Source organism: Variovorax sp. PMC12, assembly GCF_003019815.1.
Taxonomy (GTDB): Bacteria; Pseudomonadota; Gammaproteobacteria; order Burkholderiales; family Burkholderiaceae_C; genus Variovorax.
This window is the reverse complement of sequence record NZ_CP027773.1, coordinates 873,701-892,034: the sequence shown is the minus strand read 5'-3', so window position 1 is coordinate 892,034 and position 18,334 is coordinate 873,701. Positions and strand designations below refer to the sequence as shown.

Below are 18,334 nucleotides of genomic sequence, written 5' to 3'. Positions count from 1 at the left end.
AATTGAAGTTTGCGTGATGAATCGGCCATGGGGTGCGCCAAACAATCCGCTCCATGAACAGCACAGCCATCGCTCCTCCCGCCGCCCAGGCCCCCGAGGCGGATCGCCGCCCCATCCATCCGCTGTGGATGCGCGTCACGCACTGGCTCAATGCACTGGCGGTGCTGGTGCTGGTGACGAGCGGCTGGCGCATCTACGACGCGTCGCCCTTCTTCCCGTTCACCATTCCCACCGTGGTCACGCTCGGCGGCTGGCTGGGCGGCGCGCTGCAGTGGCACTTTGCCGCCATGTGGCTGCTGGTGTTCAACGGCCTGGTGTACCTGGTGCTGAACATCGCCAGCGGCCGGCTGGCGGCCAAGTTCTTTCCCGTCACGCCGCGCGGCGTGCTGCACGACGCGCTGGCCGCGCTCAAGGGCAAGCTCTCCCATGCCGACCCGCGCCGCTACAACAGCGTGCAGAAGCTGGCCTACCTGTTCGTGATGCTCGACCTGATCGTGATCGTGCTGTCGGGCCTGGTGCTGTGGAAGTCGGTGCAGTTCGCGGTGCTGCGCGACCTGCTGGGCGGCTACGAATTCGCGCGCCGCATCCATTTCTTCGCGATGGCCGCCATCGTGGCCTTCGTCGTCGTGCACCTGGTGATGGTGGCCCTGGTGCCCCGCACCCTTCTCACCATGCTCCGCGGCCGCGCACCCAAGGCCTGACCCAACCATGAAAATCTTCAAGGCACCCACCCTGAGCAGCATCGACGGCGAGGCCGTGCTGCGCGAAGCCCGCACGCTGATCGAAAAGAAGCTCGACCAGCCGTCGCGCCGCCTCTTCATGCAACGCTCGCTCACGCTCGGCGGCCTGTCGCTGCTCACGGGCTGCAGCATCAGCGACAACGCGCAGGTCGATGCAGCACTGACGAAGATCTCGCGCTTCAACGACAAGGTGCAGGGCCTGATCTTCAGCCCCACGCAGCTCGCGCCGACCTACTCCGAAGCCGAAATCACCCGCCCCTTCCCGTTCAACGCCTACTACGGTGAAGACGAAGTGCGTGTGGTCGACGAAGCCGGCTACAGGCTCGAAGTGACCGGCATGGTCGCCGACAAGCATGCCTGGACGCTGTCCGAGCTGCGCGCCATGCCCCAGGAAGACCAGATCACCCGGCACATCTGCGTGGAGGGCTGGAGCGCCATCGGCAAATGGGGCGGCGTGCGCTTTGCCGACTTCCTGCGCCGCATCGGCGCCGACACCACCGCCAAGTACGTGGGCTTCAAGTGCGCCGACGACTACTACACCAGCATCGACATGCCCACCGCGCTGCACCCGCAGACGCTGCTGACGCTGACCTACGACGGCCAGCCGCTGCCGCCCAAGTACGGCTTTCCGATGAAGCTGCGCATGCCGACCAAGCTTGGCTACAAGAACCCGAAGCACATCAAGGCGATGTTCGTCACCAACACCTATTCCGGTGGCTACTGGGAAGACCAGGGCTACAACTGGTTCGGAGGGAGCTGAGGGGCTGCCACAGCCGCTCGACTGCCGATGAAAGCGCGAGGCCGTGTTCCAAGGAACCAGGCCGATATTTTTGAAAAATGACACCTCAACTGGAAGATTCCAAATGAACAAGCTCACCGCAACCCTGCTCGCTACCTGCATCGCCTTCGCCGGCGCCTCTGCCTTTGCCGCCGACGAAATGGCGAAGGACGGCATGGCCAAGGACTCGATGTCCAAGGACGCCATGAAGAAAGACTCGATGGCGAAGGACTCCATGTCGAAAGACTCGATGTCCAAGGACGGCATGAAGAAGGATTCGATGGCGAAGGACAGCATGTCCAAGGACGCCATGAAGAAGGACTCCATGTCGAAGGACAGCATGTCCAAAGACTCGATGTCCAAGTAAGCACCGGGCGCGAACCACCCGATCCGCCCCGCCATTGACGAACGGCGGATTGGGCGTCAATGTCGCGCCATTCGACAGGAGCCCCCTGAAAGGAAAGCCAATGAAATCCTTCGCACTGACCGCAGGCACCCTGGCCGCCGCGGCCCTCGTCTGGTATGCGGTGCCCTCGTCCGCGGAAACCTCGCGCCGCGTACCGGCTCCTACGGCCGACCTGACCGCCGCCCCCACGGCCAAGACGGAGACCGCCGTCTTCGCCGGCGGCTGCTTCTGGGGCGTGCAAGGCGTGTTCCAGCGCGTCAAGGGCGTGAGCAATGCGGTCTCCGGCTATGCCGGCGGCGACGCCAGGACGGCGCGCTATGAGGAAGTCGGCTCGGGCCGCACCGGCCATGCCGAGTCGGTCCGCATCACCTACGACCCGCAGCAGATCAGCTACGGCAAGCTGCTGCAGATCTATTTCTCGGTGGCGCACGACCCGACCGAGCTGAACCGCCAGGGCCCCGACACCGGCACGCAATACCGCTCGACCGTGTTCGCGGAGAACGCCGAGCAGGCACGCATCGCCAGGGAATACATCGCGCAGCTCAACCAGGCCAAGACCTACGGCAAGCCGCTGGCCACCACGGTCGAGCTGTCGAAGCCCTTCTTCGCCGCCGAGGACTACCACCAGGACTACCTGACGCTGCACCCGAGCCAGCCATACATCGCGATCAACGACATGCCCAAGATCGATGACCTGAAGAAGCTCTTCCCCGAGGTCTACAAGGCGACGCCTTCGCTGGTGAAGGCCGCCAAGGCCGGCTAGCCTCCGCGCAGCACCACCAGCAGCACGCCGGTGGCGGCCAGCGCGGCCGTCCAGGCGTGGCGCTGGAATCGATCGCCCATGAGCCGAGGATGCAAGGCCACGCCACGGCACACGCCGGCGGCGATGGCGCCGGTCGTCGCCAGCATCGCGGCCGTGTGCACCCCGATCGCCGCCAGCGCCAGCAGCAACGAGCCCGAAGCGGTGATTTCGCGCGCCGGGTTGTCGGCAAGGCACAGCGGCATGAGCGCCGGCACCAGCATCAGGCCGGCGCCGTGCGCGGTGGCCATGAGAAAGGACCACAGCGCGATGCCGACCTGCCCCGCGCGGATGCCTGAAGCGCCATGCCCGGCCTGCGAAGCTTCGCCGCGCAGGCAGCGATAGGCAGCCAAGCCCAGCAGCAGCCCGCCCGCCACGCCCTGCACCCGCGCATGTTCCATCGACATGCCCCAGGCGAACCCCCACGCCACCACGGCGACCGACACGCAATGCCCGAGCGCGATGGGCAGCAGCGCCCGCCGTGCCTGCGCCCCGTTGCGGGCCTGCACGCCGCATGCGGCAGCGAACATCCAGCCGTTCGCCGGGCTCAGCCCATGAAGGGCGCCGAGGCCGGCGACGGCCAGCCAGGGCCACAGGCTCGCCATGACATGCGCGATCGGTTCGGCAGCGCCGGGCTCAGGCGCGATGCGAGCAGCAAGAATCCGCCGCGGCCCTCGCGGCAGGCGCCGGCTCGTAGCGGTCGTGGTGGCGCACCCACTCCATCTTGTGCGGCACGTCGCGCTCGCCGCGCCCCTCGGGCGTGAGGTCCATCAGGCTGTAGGCGCCCATCATCACTTCCACGCCGCGCCCGTAGGTCGAGTAGGTGTGGAAGACATCGCCCGCTTCGTCCTTGTAGAACACGCTGACGCCGGGCGCCTCCGAGGCCGGAAATGAGCGCCTGGCGTAGTTGTAGTCGACCTCGCCAGCGGCCAGTTCCTCGGGCGTGAAGCTGACGTGGAAGTCGTGGTTGAAGTCGCTGCCGTTGGACGACACCCAGTCGAACCGCCAGCCCATGCGCTCGCGGAAGCGGGCGATCTCGGCCAAGGGCGCGCGCGAGACGGCCACGAAGCTGATGTCGCGCTGCGCCAGGTGCACGTTCATGCCGTCGGTGTGGTCCGCCATGTAGGAGCAGCTCGGGCAGCCCTCGCCCCATCCCGGGCCGAGCATGAAGTGCTGCACCACCAGCTGGCGGCGGCCCCCGAACAGCTCGGCCAGCGTGCGCTTGCCGTGCGGCGTGTCGAACACGTAGTTCTTGGAAACGCGCTCCCACGGCAGCGCGCGGCGTTCGCGGGCGATCTGGTCCTGCAGGCGCATCAGTTCCTTTTCTCGCGCCAGCAGCGTCTTGCGCTCGGCGAGCCAGCGGTCGCCCGGCACGACGGGATGGTTCTGGATGGCTGACGGCTCGGCAATGGCTGTGTTCATGATTCAGTGCTCCTTGCTGGAAAGTGATGAAGCGGCGATCAGGACCTGGCCGCCTTCGGGCGCCGCACGGCGCGGACCTTGCCGCTGTTGCCGCCGCCGCAATAGAAAAGGTCCGCCCCGTCGGACTCCAGCCCGCTCACTCCCACGCCGCGCGGCATTTCGAGCCGCTCGAGCACGTCTCCGCTCCGTGCGTCGATGCGGCGGATGTCGCTCTGGTCGTCCTCCCACGTGCCGTGCCACAGCTCACCGTCGACCCAGGTCACGCCGGTGACGAAGCGGTTGGACTCGATGCTGCGCACGACCGTGCCGGTCTCGGGGTCGATCTGGTGGATCTTGCGGTTGCGGTACTCGCCCACCCACAGGCTGCCCTCGGCCCACGCCAGGCCGGAGTCGAGCCCCTTGCCCGGGGCCGGAATGGACGCCAGCACCTTGCCGCTGACGGGGTCGATCTTGTCGATGCGCGCATCGGCGATCTGGTAGAGGTGGGTGCCGTCGAAGGCCGTGCCGGCGTCGCAGGCCACGTCCAGCGTGCGCGTGGCCTCGCCGCTGGCGGGGTCGAAGGCCACCAGCGCGGCGCCGGTGGCGGCCCACACGCGCTGGCCGTCATGGGTGACGCCGGCCACCTTGTCGGAGCCCGCGAAGGGTCCGTATTCGCGCACGATCTCTGCCGCGTGCACCGCGGCGCTGCCTGTCCTGTTGCTCATCGTTGGCTCCTGGTGCGCCTGACATGGCGCCCTGGAGACAACTTTATTCAATAGGCAGCGCGGAAGGGAGTAACAAGATCGTCGTGAATCCGGCCAGCGGTGGCGACAGCCAGCGGCGCGCCCTGGCCTGGCCGATGGAGCGGACGCGGCCCGCTTCTTCCAGCTCGGCCAGCGCGCGCTGCACGGTGCGCTGGCTCGCGCCCAGGGCCAGCGCCAGCGCCGATGTCGACCACGCCGCGCCGTCGGACAGCAGCGCCACCAGGGATGCCTGCTCGCCATCGATCGGCGGCGCCAGCACGGCCACCGCGCGGCCGTCGCGCGGCTTGAGGATGAAGCCGCGCGCCGTCGCCTCGATGCCGGCCAGCGATTTGACGAGCGCGCGCAGCCGGCCGATCTCGACCCGCAGGCGGGCGCGGTGCGTCTCGTCGGGGCGGCGGGTGCGGAACGCGCATTCGATCAGCGCCTCGCGGTCGACATCGCCCGGCCAGGCCTCGGCGAGCGCACGCGCCAGCGAGAACAGCACCGGCCGTCGCGCCAGCGGCTGCCAGCTGTCGCCCGCGCCCAGGCCGCGGCGGCAGGCGTCGACGACCAGCGCGTCGGACGCCAGCAGCGCGGCCACCTCGCCCAGCCGCAGCGTCTGTTCGCCCTCGGCGGACAGGCGTCGCGCCGCCGGGCGTTCCAGCGCCGAGCGCATCTCAGCCACCTCGGCCAGCAGCGCCGGCACATGCGCCTGCAGGGCGGCTTCCTGCGCGCGGGCCAGCGCCGCTTGCGCATCGCCGATGCGCAGCGAGCGCAGTGCGAGTTCTGCCGAAGTGAGTTCGGCCACTGCCGCCAGCGCAGGCGGAAGGCCGCGCGCGTCAAGCCTTGCCAGCGCTCCGGCGGCCTCGTCCAGCCGGCCAATCAGCAACAGGCGCCGCACCGCGATCAGCCGCGCCTGCAGCGCGTTGGCGTGGTCTTCGCGCGCTTCCAAGGTGGCCGCGGCCGCCGCCAGGGCGCGCGGCGAATCGCCGAGGTCGCGCATGGCCATCGCCACCTCGGCTTCGGCGACCACGCAGCGCGCACGCGCGGTTTCTTCATGCGCGCCGAAATCGCGTGCGGCGCGGCGCAGCAACTCGCGGGCGCGCGCATGCTCGCCAAGCTGGGCCATCGCGATGCCGCGCAGCGCAAGCGCCGGCGGGTCGTCGCGCAGGGCCACCCGCTTCAGGGCGCCGAGCGCGTCGCCGGCGGCCAGGGCACGCGCCGAGGCGGCAATCAGCGAATCCATGCGCAGCCCGCCGCGCGCATGTCGCGCCCGGGCCTCACAGCAGATTCGCCCGCTTGGCCTGCTCGGTCAGCTCCGCACGGAAGTCCGGATGCGCGATGGCGATCAACTCCCGCGCGCGCTGCCCGGCGGACTTGCCGCGCAACTGCGCCACGCCGTATTCGGTGACGACGTAGTTGATGTCGTTCTTGCTGGTGCTCACGTGCGTGCCCGGCGAAAGTGACGGCACGATGCGCGAAACGGTGTCGCCCTTGGCGGTCGACGGCAGCACGATGAAGGCCTTGCCGCCGCGCGAGCGGTTGGCCGCCCGCACGAAGTCCGACTGCCCGCCGGTTCCCGAGTAAGGCGCATGCCCCAGGCTCTCGGAGCCGCACTGGCCCAGCAGGTCGATCTGCATCGTCGCGTTGATGGCCACGAGGTTGTCGTTGAGTCCCGCCAGCGCGGGGTCGTTGGTGAAGTTCACCGGGTGCATCTCGAGCGACGGATTGCGGTCCATGTAGCGGTAGAGCCTGTTCGACCCCAGCGCGAAGGTCGCGACCGACTTGCCCGGCAGGTAGTTCTTGCGCCGGTTCGTCACCGCGCCGCTTTCCACCAGCGTGAGGATGCCGTCGCCGATCATCTCGGTGTGGATGCCCAGGTCCCGCTTGCCGGTGAGTTGCATCACCACCGCGTCGGGAATGCCGCCGTAGCCGATCTGCAGCGTGGAGCCGTCGTCGATCAGCTCCGCCACGTATTTGCCGATGGATTCCTGCACGGGGCCGATCTTCGGCAGCCCGACTTCCATCACCGGCGCGTCGTTCTCCACCAGCGCCGCGACCTGCGACACATGCACATGGCAGGCGCCGCAGGCAAAGGGCACGTTCGGGTTCACCTCCAGCACCACCGAGCGCGCCTTGGCGACGGCGGCCATGGTGTAGTCGGCGCCCAGGCTCAGCGAGAAGTAGCCGTGCGCGTCCATCGGCGATGCCATGGTGAACACCAGCTCGGCCGGCACCTGCCCGCGCTCGATCAAAGAGGGAATCTCCGAAAAATAGTTGGGAATGAAGTCGATCCACCCCGCCTGCCCGCCCGCGCGCGTGGCACCGCCGAAGAACAGCGCGACATGGCGCACATGCTCGACCGTCTCCGGGTCGATGTAGGCGTACTTGCGCATGGCCAGGATCTGCGCCACCTTCACGTCGCGGAAGTCCCGGCGCTGCTCCGACAGTGCCGTGAGCAGCGTGGGCGGCTCGCCGACACCGGTCGGCACGATGATCATGTCGCCGTCGCGCACCTGCTGGCGTACGGCATCGGCGGCGGAAACGAGCTTGCGCTGGTAGAGGTCCTGGATCGTCATGAAGCTTTGTGCGTTGTCTCTGTTCGTTGTATGTGCGGCCGGGTCCGTTGCGGGTCAACGGGGTGCGTCGCGCTTCGCGTCGTAGCCGCCCCGGCGCGCGGCCTGGTTGCAGCGGGCGCGGAACACCAGCGCCTGCTGCGCCTCGGCGACGTTGGCCGCATCGCCCTTCCACGCATCGAGCGCCGGCTGCTGCACCGCGCGCGAGAAAGAAAAGGTCAGCGCCCACGGCAGGCGCGACTTGTGCCGGGTGTTCATCGCATCCAGCCGCGCCGAGGCCAGTTGCGCGGACTGGCCGCCCGACAGGAACGCGACACCCGGCACCGCGGCGGGCACGGCGCGCAGCAGGCAGGCCACCGTGGCGTCGGCCACCGCCTCGACCGAATCCTGCGTGGCGGCTTTCTCGCCGGGCAGCACCATGTTCGGCTTGAGCAGCATGCCTTCGAGCAGCACGCCCTGCGCGAGCAGTTGGGCGAAGGTGCGGTGCAGCACTTCTTCGGTCACCTCGGCGCAGCGCGCGAGGGAATGGCCGCCGTCCATCAGCACCTCGGGCTCGACGATGGGCACGAGCCCGGCCTCCTGGCACAGCGCGGCGTAGCGCGCGAGCGCATGGGCATTGACGTCGATGCAGGCCGGCGTGGGCAGGCCCGCGCCCGGGCCGTCGGCGATGGCGATCACGCCGCGCCATTTCGCGAAGCGCGCGCCCATGCCGGCGTACTCGGCGAGCCGTTCGCGCAGGCCGTCCAGGCCTTCTGTGACGGTTTCCCCTGGGTGCCCGGCCAGCGGCTTGGCACCCATGTCGACCTTGATGCCGGGCACGATGCCCACGTCGGACAGCGCCTGGGCAAAGGGCTTGCCTGCGTCGGTCCGCTGGCGGATCGTCTCGTCGAAAAGGATCGCGCCACTGATGCTCTCGCCCAGGCCCGGCGCGGTGACGATCAGCTCGCGCCAGTCGCGCCGCGCCGCCTCGGTCTGCGGAATGCCCAGCGCGGCGAAGCGCTTGTTGCAGGTGGCGTTGCTCTCGTCCATGGCGAGCAGGCCCTTGTCGCCGGCGACGAGCGCGCTGGCGGTATCGATCAACGTCTGTGCAGTCATGAGTCGTGACACCTCTCTGGCGGCCATCCTACGCCCTCCCCGGCCACTCGTTAACACCGCGAACCTGATCGCTGGCCGACTTGGCATTGCAGCCTATGCGGCGCTCCGGGTCTTTGCCAAGGTGACGCGAACGCGCATTAACCTTCGCGCGTCGGGACGGAAAGGAACTCAGGATGAACGGCAAGTCACGAGAATGTCATGCGCGGCGCGCCAACGCGGCCACCTTGCTGTCTGGCATTGCGCTTGCCGCCGCCGTTTTCGGAACGCCCTGCGCGTTCGCGGAACTGGGCGGCGCTCCTACCATGGGGCCGTCGCAGCGGGTCGCCAACGCATCGCGCAAGGCCGCAGCACCTGCGGCCGCCGACGCGGCCAAGGCCACCACGGCGAACAGCTGGACCATGCGAGAGACCACGCAGCCCGACGGGCTGGTCGAGCGCGAATACCTGAACTCCGACGGCGTGGTCTTCGCGGTGGCATGACGCGGCTCCCGCCGGCCCGAGCTTTCGGTGTTGCTGGGCACGCAGTACGCCACGCAGATGTCCCGCAGGGCACGCGAACTGCGCCAGCAGGGCCGGGGCTCGCATGGCTCCACTTCTCAGGTGGACGACACGTTCGCGGTGCATGCCTCGGCGCACCAGCGCTCGTCGACGGGCATCGCCTGGCTGCCACGGCTGCTGCCGCCCGGGCTCGATCCGGACACGCTGACCATCCCGCAAGACTCCTGAACCCATCCACCCTCCCGCAAGCAGCCACCATGCTCATGGAACCACGACAAGCAGGCAGCCCGCGCGCCGCCGCCGGCGCACGGACGCTGATTCTCAAAGCGGCGGCCGTGGCGGCATGCGCCGCAGGCCTGCTGGTACTCGCTGCCTGTGGCGGTGGCGGTGGCGGCGGTGGCGGCGGCGCACTGCCGATCGCGCTGCTGCCGACCACCACCAGCACCCCGGCGGCGACACCCACCCCCACGCCCACACCCGCGACAAGCTCGCAGAACTCCATGTCCCTCACCGTGTCGCGCGGAACGGACACGAGCGGCGTCAACCTCCCGCAGGTCAGCGTGAAACTCTGCGCACCGGGCACCGGCACCTGCCAGACGATCGACAACGTGCTGGTCGACACCGGTTCCACCGGCATACGCATCGCCGCCTCCGCGCTCAATTCTTCGATGCTGGCGGCGCTGCCGCAGGAGTCGGTGAGCGGCGCGCCGCTGAACGCCTGCGCGCAGTTCCTCGACGGCTACACATGGGGAACCATGCGCACGGCCGACATCACGCTGGGGCCGAAGTCGGCGGCGGCGCAACCGCTGCAGATCACGGGCGACGCCGCTGCGGGCGCCGTGCCCAGCGCATGCTCCGACAACGGCACGCTGCAGGCCGAAGACACGCCCGCGGAGCTGGGAACGAACGGCATCATCGGCGTGGCCGCCTTCCTGCAGGACTGCGGCAGCGCTTGCGCGCAGAAGGCGGTCGCGGCCACCTACTACACCTGCCAGGCGGGCGCGCAGTGCCAGAACACGGCGGTGCCGCTCGCCCAGCAGGCGCAGAACATCGTCGCCAGCTTCGCGCAGGACAACAACGGCGTGGTGCTCGGTCTGCCCGCGATTTCCTCGGCTGGCCAGGGCGTGACCGTCGGCACGCTCTACTTCGGCGTTGCCACGCAGGCCAACAACGCCATGACCGGCGCGACGGTGCTGCAGACCAACCCGCGCACGCTGCGCGTTTCGGCCACCTACAAGAACAGCAGCTTTCCCGACAGCTTCCTGGACAGCGGATCGAACTTCCTGTTCCTGAACGATTCGACGATCGCCCAGTGCGCCAAGGGCAGCACCTACCAGGGCTTCTACTGCCCGCCCAGTTCGCTCGACCTCAGCGCCAGTTTCACGGCGGCCACGGGGCCCGCGCTGAGCCAGAGCTTTGCCATCGCGAACGCGCAGTCGCTGTTCACGAGCAACCCGGGCGCGGTGGCGGTCAACAACGTGGCCGCGGCGAGCATCGGCAGCGCCATCGACTTCGGCCTTCCATTCTTCTACGGCAGGCTGGTCGCGGTGCTCAACGAGGGGCAGTCCGCGCTGGGCCAGCAAGGGCCGTTCACCGCATTGGCGTCGCCTTGAATCCGGGCGGCTAGATCACGTTCTTCTCGAGCAGCGGCCTGTTCTGGAGGATGCGCGTGAAAGACAGCGCGCCCAGGTCGAGGCTGCGATAGCCGCCGAAGCGGATCAGCTCCGCCACGCCCCGCCCAGCGGCCGGGCACTGCTGCAGGCCGTGGCCCGAAAAGCCGTTCGCAAAGTACAGGTTGCCGCACTCCGGGTGCAGGCCGAGGATGGCGTTGTGGTCGAACACGTTCATCTCGTAGTAGCCGGCCCACGCACCGGTCATGCGGATGGCCTCGAAGGCCGGCACGCGCTCGGCCAGCGCGGGCCAGATGAAGCTGTCGAAGGCCTCGTACTCCACGTCCAGCGGCTGGTCGTCGAGGTCCTGCGCCTCGGGCGGCGCGAAGCCGCAGATGAACTGCCGGCCTTCGGGCCGCAGCCAGATGCCCGATGTGTCGATGACCAGCGGGCAGCCCGGCAGCGCGTCGGGGCAGGAGAAGCTGAACACGCTGCGGCGCCGGCCGCGCACCGGCAACTCGATGCCGGCCCAGCCCGCCACAGTTGCGGCCCACGCGCCCGCGGCGTTGACGACCACGTCGGCATCCAGCGTCTCGCCGTTGCCCAGCTGCACGCCGGTCAGCCGGCGGCCGTAGCGGCGCAGGCCCGTCGCGTGCGCCTGCACATAGCGGGCGCCTTGCGACACGGCCTTCCTGCGAAAGGCCTGCAGCAGGCTGTAGCCGTCGTACCAGCCTTCGCCCGACAACCCGAGCGAGGCCAGCGCGACACCCTCGGTCGATATCCACGGAAACCGCGCTTTCAGCTCGGCCGGCGTCAACAGCGCCACGTCGACCGCGTGGGCCTTCTGCATCGCATGGTTCTCGCGCAGCACGTCCACGCCGGCCGGCGAGGCCAGGTACAGGTAGCCGGGCTCGACGAGGCCGATGTTCGGCACCTCGTCGCCCACCCGCAGGGTCTGGCCGAGCGCGCGCATGAAGTGAATGCCGTAGCGCGACATCTCGATGTTGATCGCGGTGGAAAACTGCTGGCGGATGGAGCTGGCCGACAGCGCCGACGAAGCCTGCCGGTACGAGAAATCGCGCTCGACCACCGTGACATCGAAGGGCTCCTGCTCCGGATCGCAGCTCAGGAAGTAAGCGATGGCGGAGCCGATGGCCCCGCCGCCGATGATCACCACACGACGCATGAAATGCCTTTCTTGCCGGCCGCCATCCATGGCGCCACCGCCAGCGTATCCACAAATGCCGCGCGGCGCCTGCGTGGCGGCACGCAAAATAGCGTCGCGGACCCCGCCTCCCCGGGCACGATGGGTGCTTCGCCGAAAGAGACTGAGACAACTGCTGGCAATCGATGAGAAAAGACATTCCCAACCTCGGCGCGCTGCAGGCCTTCGAGGCCTCGGCGCGGCTGGGGAGCTTCACCCGCGCGGCCGCCGAACTCGCGCTCACGCAAAGCGCCGTCGGGCGGCAGGTGGCCATGCTCGAGCAGCGGCTGGGCGTGCCGCTGTTCTCGCGCGTGCGGCGCCGGCTCACGCTGACCGACGTGGGCCGCGAGTACGCGGGGCGCATCCGCCGCCACCTCGACCAGATCCGCCGCGACACGCTGGAGATCAGCGCCGGCCACGAGATGGGCTTCGTGCTCGAACTGGCCGTGGTGCCCACCTTCGCCACGCAGTGGCTCATACCGCGCCTGCCGGAGTTCAGCAAGCTGCATCCGAACATCACCGTCAACCTGTCGGCGCGCTCGCAGCCCTTTTCCTTCCAGGAGAACGCCTACGACGCGGCCATCTATTTCGGCGACCAGTTCTGGCCCAACACGCGCGGCGGGCTGATCTTTGCCGAAGGCGAGATGGTGCCCATCTGCAGCCCTGCCTTCCGCGATGCCAACGGCCCATGGGACGAGGCCGGCTTCGAGCGCTGCCGCCACGTGCACCTGAGCACGCGCGCCCACGCCTGGCGCGACTGGTATGCGCAGCAAGGCTGGGAATACACGGTGCATGCGTCGCGCGGGCCGCGCTACGAACTGTTCACCATGGTGGTGGCGGCCACCGCCGCCGGCATGGGCGTCGGCCTTGCGCCGCGCATCCTGGTGGAACATGAGCTGAAGACCGGCGAACTGGTGATACCGGTCGACCGGCACCTGGACGTGCGCCAGGGCTACTACTTTGCCTACCCGGAAGGCCGGCCGGCCTCCGGGGCGCTGGAACACTTCAAGCGGTGGGTGCTCGGGCTGACGCCCGGATAGCCGGGCATGGTCGAACACCTCATCCAACTCCGTCAAAGGTGAAAAGACACATGGCAGCATCGCCGCTTTCACAGCAGCCTCCTGCGCAGGCGCCCCTGGCAGCTTCCTGGCGTTTCGGCCTCGTCGCCAATCGCCTGCACCGGCAGGAAGGCGTCGGCGCATTGGGCCGATGGGCCGAGGCCTGCGAGGCCGGCATCCGCACGCTGAACCTGGGCCTTCTTGCGGTGGGCGGCACGCACGACGCGCTGGTGCGCGACGGCCTGCTCGCAGGCCATGCGCCGCTTACGCGCCTGCCTCACGGCCCCGACGGCGGGCTCATGCGGCTGGTGTCGCGGATCTCCGGCGGCCTGGTGCCGGCAGATGAAATCGACGGCGTGATCTATTTCATCGACCCGGTCGATCCGTCTTCCCTGTACCCCGAGGCACAGGCGCTGAAGCGCCAGTGCGTGATTCACGGCAAGCCTTTTCTCTCGACCGCGGCCGGTGCGCGGGAATGGATCGCGATCGAGCTGGCACTGGCCGGCCACGCCACCGGCAACGCGTTCGTGCCCCGCGAGGAGCAGACCGTTGCGCTCATTGCGCACGATGCCCTGAAGCAGCGGATGGTCGCGTTTGCCGCGCTGCATTTCGATCTTCTCTCCGGCTTCCGCAACCGCGTGGCGACCGGCACGACCGGCGGCCTGCTGAACGACCTGGCATGGTCGCGCGGATGGCCGGCGGATGTGCCGTGGGTCACCCGCTACCAGAGCGGCCCGCTCGGCGGCGACGCGCAGATCGCCGAACTGGTGCTGGACCGCCGCTGCCACAAGGTCATCTTCTTCGAAGACCCGCATGTGGCGCGGCAGCATGAAGCCGACATCCAGTTGCTCGAGCGCGCCGTCTGCAGCGCGACCGAGGAAACCACTTGCTTCAACTCGCCGGCCATGGCCGAGCGGTGGGCGCAGGCACTGCGCGTGGCGATGCCTGCTCAGTAACATCGACCGATGCAGATTTCCTTGGAAAGCCCCGCCCAGCCCGACGTCATCCAGCTCATCGACTACCTCGACGCGTACCAGAAGCCGCTCTATCCGCCGGAGAGCCATCACGGCATCGACATTGCGGCGCTCTCCGCGCCCAACGTGCTGTTCGCCGTAGCGCGCGACCACGAGGGCAAGGCCGTCGGCTGCGGCGCCATCGTCGTGGGCCCGGAGTTCGGCGAGCTCAAGCGCATGTTCGTGCGGCCCGAGAACCGGGGGCAAGGCATCGCGGCCAGGGTGCTGGATTTTCTGGAGCGCGAAGCCGCGGCGAAGGGCTGCACGACCTTCATGCTGGAAACCGGACCGCGCCAGCCCGAGGCGATTGCGCTCTATGCGCGCTCGGGCTATTTGCCGCGAGGCCCGTTCGGCAGCTACGGCCCCGACCCGTTCAGCGTCTTCATGCAGAAGGCGCGCGCCTAGTTTTTTCGGCCCCGGGCGGCTTCGGCACGCTCTTTCTCTTCTCTTTGCCTTTTCCGTTGATCACGCCCGAGCCCGCCGCCCGCAGGATGCGCCTGAACTTCGGGCACTCCATGTGGCTCGGCGCGGAGCACACGGCGGCCTGCTGGATGGTCGCAGCGCATGCGTCGGCGAGAGGCGTTCAGACCGGGTGACGCGATGGAGCTCGCGCTGCATGAAGTGTCGTGTCGATCAGTTCGATTCGACGATGCATTTCGTCATTGATCAAGCGGACGAGCGAACTCAACTCGGTGCGTGTCGGATAGACCTGCTCTGTGTCTGCCAACTCGAGCGGCACCAAGAGTTTTTCGAGGCATACGTAAGCACGCCACACCTCGCGCAGGCTGTCGACGTCATCACACGCCTGCAGTGCAATGGAATCCGCATCCGTGGCCTGCGGTGGCAGCGGTGGAGTCAAAAGCCTCGGCATGACGTCAGGCGTCGTGTCAAGTGGAGTGCCTTCCTCGTCGATCGGAGAGGAAGGCAGCATGGAAGAGCGTGTGGGCATAGGAATCTGCGGCTTGAATCGCAGAGGTGCTTTGGGACGCCAATCCCAAGCACGCCTTTTTTTGACGTGCGAAAGGCAGTGTATCTCTTGGCCGGAGCAGGCCCGTTGATCGACCGATTGCAATGCACGTTGTCGATACAGCGACGGCTATGAAGCAAGCAACCTGCGCCGCAGCCAAGCATTCATCGGCTCCGAATAAAAGCGCGCAATGGCCCAGGCCACAGCCACGGACGCCGCTACGAAAAACACCAGCGCCGGCAGCTTCCACTCGGGTTGCATCTGCCCGCGCGCCACGACGCCGCGCATCAGGCCCAGCACGATGATGTGGAACAGGTACAGCTCGTAGCTGTGCCGCCCCAGCCACCGAAGACCCGCGAGCGCCCTGCTGCGCAGCGCCCATGCCGATACCTTCTCGTTGTGCGCGCCGACCAGCAGAACCGCGGTTCCGGCTGCGATGGCGGTGAAGCCGAAGACTTCGTTGCCGTGGATCCCGCGCAGGTACGTCACGGCCAGGAGGCACGCCGCGGCCAGCTGGATCTGGCGGCCGGCCCATCCGTGCAGGCCGACCCGCTGCGCGACCAGCGCCGCGCAGCAGCCGAAGGCCACGGCGTCGAAGCATGCGAGATAGCCGTACATGAAGTAGATCTCGTCGTGCGCGTGGAAGCTTCGATAGACCGGCCCGGCGACGATCGCCACCAGCCACACGGCGACGATGGCCCACTGCCGCTTCAGCCCGAAGCACAGCAGCGGGAACGCGAGGTAGAACACCTCCTCCACCGAGAGCGACCAGTAGATGTTCATCGCGTAGTTGAAGTACCACGCATGCTGCATCAGCAGGTTGTGCCAGAAGGTCAGCACCGACAGCACCGCCACCGGATAGCCGACCTGCGGCCACCCCGGCTTCGCGATGTTCATGAACGCCGGCTGCCCGAGCAGGCCGAGCCCGACGATGACCGCCAGCGCCACCGCCAGGCAAGGAACGATGCGCGCGAAGCGAAAGGCGTAGAAGCCGCGCACGTCCACGTTGCCCAGGCTGCCGTAGCGCTTCAGCGTGGTCGAGGTGATGAGGTAGCCCGACACCACGAAGAACATGGTGACGCCGTAGTTGCCGTTGATCGCCAGGGACTTGATGAAAACAGCCGGCAGAAGGTCGGCCAGCGGGCTGTCCACCAGCGAGTACGACAGGTGGAAGTGAAGCAGGAGCACCAGCGAGATGGCGATGCCGCGCAGGACGTCGATCCTGAAATTGCGGGGTTGGACGGACGAACCGGAAAGCAACGACATCGGGAAAACACCTAGAAACAGAATCCGGGCGAGCTTACGCGACCACCGCCAGAGGGAAAGCGCCCCGCCGCGAAGCGCTGCCGAATCCCTTCGACGCTGGCCCGGTATTTGCGTGAGCGATCAGAAATGACAGAAAATTTTCTTGTTTGACTTATATTTGTAAACTGGTTTTCAAAAAAAGCACACTTTCGGGCGCTACGCACCTTTCATGAACAGCACCGTCGACACCCAAGGCACCACCGTGGCACAGCGCATCGCGCAAGCGCTGCCACGGTTGACGCGCTCGCATCGCCAAGTGGCCGACTACGTGCTCGAGCACCCGCTGCAGGTCGCGACGCTGCCCATCGACGAGCTGGCCGCCGTGGTCGGCGTGTCGGTGGCCACGGCCAACCGTTTCGCGCGCGCGCTGGATTTCGATGGCTACGCCACCTTCCGTGCCGAGCTGGTGCGCGGCTTCGAGCCGCTGGTGGCGCCGGTGGAGCGCATGCGCGGCAACCTGGAGCGGCCGACCACGGTGGCCGAGGTGTTCGCCACGGCGCTCGACGAGAGCCGCCGCAACATCGAAGCCACGCGCCAGACGCTGGACTACGCAGCCTGCGAAGCAGCGGTCGAGCGCATCGGCAAGGCGCGTTCGATCTACATCGCCGGTTTCGGCGCGAGCGCCTGGCTGGCGGGCCTGCTGCAGCACGGCCTGGATGGCAGCTGCAGCGACGTGCGCCTGCTCTCCAGCGTGAGCGGCGTGACGCATTCGGCGCGCACCCTGATGCATGCGGGTCCGCAGGACCTTTTCATCGGCCTGACGTTCCCGCGCTACCTGACCGACACCGTGGCACTGGCGCAGATCGCGCGCGCCCAGGGCTGCGCCCTGCTCGCGCTGACCGACCGCCCCAGCTCGCCGCTCGCGCCGCTGGCCGACGTGGTGCTGTACTGCCAGACCGAAACCAGCTACCGCCCGAACTGCGAGACCAGCGTGCTCGCGCTGGTCGAGGCACTGACCAGCGCCGTCGCCTTGCGCGCGCCCGATCCGGTGCAGTCCGCCGGCCGCATCCTGCAGGCGGTGCGCCCGTGGCTGCACGGTGCCAACGGCCTCCTGCGCGCGAACGGCGCCAATGCCGCCACCCCTCCCGATGCCGCCGCCCCGAACGGCGACGGCCCGAAAAAGAAGAAAGCTCCCCGATGACCCAGACCCACGTGCCCGTGATCGCCATCCACGGCGGCGCCGGCACCATCAGCGCCGCCACGACCAGCGCCGAACAGGCGCAGGCCTACCACGACGCGCTGAACCGCATCGTCGCCGCCGCGCAGTCGGCACTGCTCGCGGGCGCGTCCGCTATCGACGCCGCCTGCCTGGCGGTCGAATTGCTCGAAGAGTGCCCGCTGTTCAATGCCGGCCACGGCGCCGTGTTCACGCACGACGAAACCCATGAACTCGACGCCGCCGTGATGGACGGCGCCACGCTCGCCGCCGGCGCGATTGCCGGCGTGTGCCACGTCCGCCGCCCTGTGCGCGCCGCGCGCGCCGTGATGGAAGACGGCGCCCATGTGCTGCTGGCCGGCGCGGGTGCCGAGGCCTTCGCGCGCGAACACGGGCTGGAGATGGTCGAGCCTTCGTTCTTCTCCACCGAAGCGCGGCGCGAGCAGCTTTATCGCGTGCGCGGCACCGGCCGCGTGGTGACCGACCATGAAGGCGCGTCCATGACGGCCGCGCCCGCCACCCCGCTGGACGAAGACAGGAAGTTCGGCACCGTCGGCGCCGTGGCGCTCGACATGCACGGCCACCTCGCCGCCGCCACCTCGACCGGCGGCATGACCAACAAGCGCGTCGGCCGCGTCGGCGATTCGCCGCTCATCGGCGCCGGCACCTATGCCGACGACCGCACCGCGGCCGTGTCCTGCACCGGCAGCGGCGAGATGTTCATCCGCGTCGCCGCCGCCTACGACGTGTGCGCGCGCATGGCCTACGCCGGCGCCACGCTCGAGGCCGCCACCCACGCCGTGGTGCAGCAGTCGCTGCCGGCCATCGGCGGCACCGGCGGCCTGATCGCCGTCGACCGCCACGGCAACCTGAGCCTGGCCTTCAACACCGAAGGCATGTACCGCGGCCACGCGCGCGGCAACGAAGCGCCCCAGACAGCCATCTTCGCCTGACGCTGCCGCACGCCACCTTTTTCTCTCGCACTC

The 18,334-nt window shown here is 68.4% G+C and carries 19 protein-coding genes and 1 pseudogene; 11 read left to right on the top strand and 9 right to left on the bottom strand.

What is annotated here, in order from left to right:
* Window positions 1–53 precede the first annotated feature (53 nt).
* The 4 genes from C4F17_RS04130 to msrA all read left to right on the top strand — a co-directional run bounded on the left by C4F17_RS04130 (window position 54) and on the right by msrA (window position 2,687).
* The gene (locus tag C4F17_RS04130; RefSeq protein WP_106934367.1) at window positions 54–701 is read left to right on the top strand and encodes a cytochrome b/b6 domain-containing protein; all 648 of its coding nucleotides are present in this window, start codon (window positions 54–56) and stop codon (window positions 699–701) included.
* A gap of 7 nt (window positions 702–708) precedes the next feature.
* Entirely contained in the window at window positions 709–1,500 is a 792-nt protein-coding gene (locus tag C4F17_RS04125) for a molybdopterin-binding protein (protein ID WP_106934366.1), read from the top strand.
* 103 nt (window positions 1,501–1,603) lie between these two features.
* The gene (locus tag C4F17_RS04120) at window positions 1,604–1,885 is read left to right on the top strand and encodes a pentapeptide MXKDX repeat protein (protein ID WP_106934365.1); all 282 of its coding nucleotides are present in this window, start codon (window positions 1,604–1,606) and stop codon (window positions 1,883–1,885) included.
* A gap of 100 nt (window positions 1,886–1,985) precedes the next feature.
* The gene (gene msrA, locus C4F17_RS04115; RefSeq protein ID WP_106934364.1) at window positions 1,986–2,687 is read left to right on the top strand and encodes a peptide-methionine (S)-S-oxide reductase MsrA; all 702 of its coding nucleotides are present in this window, start codon (window positions 1,986–1,988) and stop codon (window positions 2,685–2,687) included.
* Here the strand turns inward: msrA and C4F17_RS04110 are convergent.
* From C4F17_RS04110 to C4F17_RS04085, 6 genes are read right to left on the bottom strand one after another with little or no spacing between them, the layout of a single operon-like run.
* Window positions 2,684–3,328, bottom strand: coding sequence for a hypothetical protein (locus C4F17_RS04110; RefSeq protein ID WP_106934363.1), 645 nt, complete (start codon window positions 3,326–3,328; stop codon window positions 2,684–2,686). The genes msrA and C4F17_RS04110 overlap by 4 nt on opposite strands.
* Window positions 3,329–3,359: 31 nt before the next feature.
* Window positions 3,360–4,145 (bottom strand): DUF899 domain-containing protein, encoded by a 786-nt coding sequence (locus tag C4F17_RS04105; protein WP_106934362.1) that lies wholly within the window; start codon window positions 4,143–4,145, stop codon window positions 3,360–3,362.
* 38 nt (window positions 4,146–4,183) lie between these two features.
* Window positions 4,184–4,849, bottom strand: coding sequence for a Vgb family protein (locus tag C4F17_RS04100; protein WP_106934361.1), 666 nt, complete (start codon window positions 4,847–4,849; stop codon window positions 4,184–4,186).
* Between the two features lie 43 nt (window positions 4,850–4,892).
* Window positions 4,893–6,113: a helix-turn-helix domain-containing protein gene (locus C4F17_RS04095; protein WP_106934360.1), complete on the bottom strand. Its 1,221-nt coding sequence runs from the start codon at window positions 6,111–6,113 to the stop codon at window positions 4,893–4,895.
* Window positions 6,114–6,147: 34 nt separating this feature from the next.
* Window positions 6,148–7,446: an acetyl-CoA hydrolase/transferase family protein gene (locus C4F17_RS04090; protein ID WP_106934359.1), complete on the bottom strand. Its 1,299-nt coding sequence runs from the start codon at window positions 7,444–7,446 to the stop codon at window positions 6,148–6,150.
* A gap of 54 nt (window positions 7,447–7,500) precedes the next feature.
* Window positions 7,501–8,538, bottom strand: a complete 1,038-nt coding sequence (locus C4F17_RS04085; protein WP_106934358.1) for a class I fructose-bisphosphate aldolase — start codon at window positions 8,536–8,538, stop codon at window positions 7,501–7,503.
* A gap of 173 nt (window positions 8,539–8,711) precedes the next feature.
* Here C4F17_RS04085 and C4F17_RS33305 point away from each other — a divergent pair.
* Window positions 8,712–9,263, top strand: a pseudogene (locus C4F17_RS33305) (DUF2844 domain-containing protein).
* A gap of 35 nt (window positions 9,264–9,298) precedes the next feature.
* Window positions 9,299–10,648, top strand: a complete 1,350-nt coding sequence (locus tag C4F17_RS04070; RefSeq protein WP_159053601.1) for a DUF3443 family protein — start codon at window positions 9,299–9,301, stop codon at window positions 10,646–10,648.
* A 10-nt stretch (window positions 10,649–10,658) separates the two neighbouring features.
* Here the strand turns inward: C4F17_RS04070 and C4F17_RS04065 are convergent, their stop codons facing one another.
* Complete coding sequence (locus C4F17_RS04065) at window positions 10,659–11,831, bottom strand: NAD(P)/FAD-dependent oxidoreductase (protein WP_106937432.1); 1,173 nt, start codon at window positions 11,829–11,831, stop codon at window positions 10,659–10,661.
* A 164-nt stretch (window positions 11,832–11,995) separates the two neighbouring features.
* Here C4F17_RS04065 and C4F17_RS04060 point away from each other — a divergent pair, with 164 nt between their 5' ends.
* From C4F17_RS04060 to C4F17_RS04050, 3 genes are read left to right on the top strand one after another with little or no spacing between them, the layout of a single operon-like run.
* Entirely contained in the window at window positions 11,996–12,889 is an 894-nt protein-coding gene (locus C4F17_RS04060; RefSeq protein WP_106934354.1) for a LysR substrate-binding domain-containing protein, read from the top strand.
* Window positions 12,890–12,939: 50 nt separating this feature from the next.
* Entirely contained in the window at window positions 12,940–13,863 is a 924-nt protein-coding gene (locus C4F17_RS04055; RefSeq protein ID WP_106934353.1) for a methylglyoxal synthase, read from the top strand.
* A 9-nt stretch (window positions 13,864–13,872) separates the two neighbouring features.
* Entirely contained in the window at window positions 13,873–14,325 is a 453-nt protein-coding gene (locus tag C4F17_RS04050) for a GNAT family N-acetyltransferase (protein ID WP_106934352.1), read from the top strand.
* Between the two features lie 178 nt (window positions 14,326–14,503).
* Here the strand turns inward: C4F17_RS04050 and C4F17_RS33300 are convergent, their stop codons facing one another.
* Together C4F17_RS33300 and C4F17_RS04035 are read right to left on the bottom strand one after the other, a co-directional pair.
* Window positions 14,504–14,851 carry a hypothetical protein gene (locus C4F17_RS33300; protein ID WP_234382545.1) on the bottom strand — a complete coding sequence of 116 codons (348 nt, stop codon included), beginning with the start codon at window positions 14,849–14,851 and terminating at the stop codon, window positions 14,504–14,506.
* Window positions 14,852–15,016: 165 nt separating this feature from the next.
* Complete coding sequence (locus C4F17_RS04035) at window positions 15,017–16,153, bottom strand: acyltransferase family protein (RefSeq protein WP_106934351.1); 1,137 nt, start codon at window positions 16,151–16,153, stop codon at window positions 15,017–15,019.
* A gap of 208 nt (window positions 16,154–16,361) precedes the next feature.
* Here C4F17_RS04035 and C4F17_RS04030 point away from each other — a divergent pair, with 208 nt between their 5' ends.
* Together C4F17_RS04030 and C4F17_RS04025 are read left to right on the top strand one after the other, a co-directional pair.
* The gene (locus C4F17_RS04030) at window positions 16,362–17,333 is read left to right on the top strand and encodes a MurR/RpiR family transcriptional regulator (RefSeq protein WP_106934350.1); all 972 of its coding nucleotides are present in this window, start codon (window positions 16,362–16,364) and stop codon (window positions 17,331–17,333) included.
* On the top strand, window positions 17,330–18,301 hold the full coding sequence (locus C4F17_RS04025) for an isoaspartyl peptidase/L-asparaginase family protein (RefSeq protein WP_106934349.1): 972 nt from the start codon (window positions 17,330–17,332) through the stop codon (window positions 18,299–18,301). Before C4F17_RS04030 ends, C4F17_RS04025 begins: the two co-directional genes overlap by 4 nt.
* Window positions 18,302–18,334 lie beyond the last annotated feature (33 nt).

Bases quoted from the DNA above. Each gene is read 5' to 3' on its own strand.
- C4F17_RS04065 (WP_106937432.1), bottom strand. From the start codon at position 11,831: ATGCGTCGTGTGGTGATCATCGGCGGCGGGGCCATCGGCTCCGCCATC.
- C4F17_RS04030 (WP_106934350.1), top strand. From the start codon at position 16,362: ATGAACAGCACCGTCGACACCCAAGGCACCACCGTGGCACAGCGCATC.
- C4F17_RS04105 (WP_106934362.1), bottom strand. From the start codon at position 4,145: ATGAACACAGCCATTGCCGAGCCGTCAGCCATCCAGAACCATCCCGTC.
- C4F17_RS04110 (WP_106934363.1), bottom strand. From the start codon at position 3,328: ATGGCGAGCCTGTGGCCCTGGCTGGCCGTCGCCGGCCTCGGCGCCCTT.
- C4F17_RS04060 (WP_106934354.1), top strand. From the start codon at position 11,996: ATGAGAAAAGACATTCCCAACCTCGGCGCGCTGCAGGCCTTCGAGGCC.
- C4F17_RS04120 (WP_106934365.1), top strand. From the start codon at position 1,604: ATGAACAAGCTCACCGCAACCCTGCTCGCTACCTGCATCGCCTTCGCC.
- C4F17_RS04050 (WP_106934352.1), top strand. From the start codon at position 13,873: ATGCAGATTTCCTTGGAAAGCCCCGCCCAGCCCGACGTCATCCAGCTC.
- C4F17_RS04025 (WP_106934349.1), top strand. From the start codon at position 17,330: ATGACCCAGACCCACGTGCCCGTGATCGCCATCCACGGCGGCGCCGGC.
- C4F17_RS04085 (WP_106934358.1), bottom strand. From the start codon at position 8,538: ATGACTGCACAGACGTTGATCGATACCGCCAGCGCGCTCGTCGCCGGC.
- C4F17_RS33300 (WP_234382545.1), bottom strand. From the start codon at position 14,851: ATGCTGCCTTCCTCTCCGATCGACGAGGAAGGCACTCCACTTGACACG.
- C4F17_RS04095 (WP_106934360.1), bottom strand. From the start codon at position 6,113: ATGGATTCGCTGATTGCCGCCTCGGCGCGTGCCCTGGCCGCCGGCGAC.
- C4F17_RS04125 (WP_106934366.1), top strand. From the start codon at position 709: ATGAAAATCTTCAAGGCACCCACCCTGAGCAGCATCGACGGCGAGGCC.
- C4F17_RS04100 (WP_106934361.1), bottom strand. From the start codon at position 4,849: ATGAGCAACAGGACAGGCAGCGCCGCGGTGCACGCGGCAGAGATCGTG.
- C4F17_RS04070 (WP_159053601.1), top strand. From the start codon at position 9,299: ATGGAACCACGACAAGCAGGCAGCCCGCGCGCCGCCGCCGGCGCACGG.
- C4F17_RS04130 (WP_106934367.1), top strand. From the start codon at position 54: ATGAACAGCACAGCCATCGCTCCTCCCGCCGCCCAGGCCCCCGAGGCG.
- msrA (WP_106934364.1), top strand. From the start codon at position 1,986: ATGAAATCCTTCGCACTGACCGCAGGCACCCTGGCCGCCGCGGCCCTC.
- C4F17_RS04090 (WP_106934359.1), bottom strand. From the start codon at position 7,446: ATGACGATCCAGGACCTCTACCAGCGCAAGCTCGTTTCCGCCGCCGAT.
- C4F17_RS04035 (WP_106934351.1), bottom strand. From the start codon at position 16,153: ATGTCGTTGCTTTCCGGTTCGTCCGTCCAACCCCGCAATTTCAGGATC.
- C4F17_RS04055 (WP_106934353.1), top strand. From the start codon at position 12,940: ATGGCAGCATCGCCGCTTTCACAGCAGCCTCCTGCGCAGGCGCCCCTG.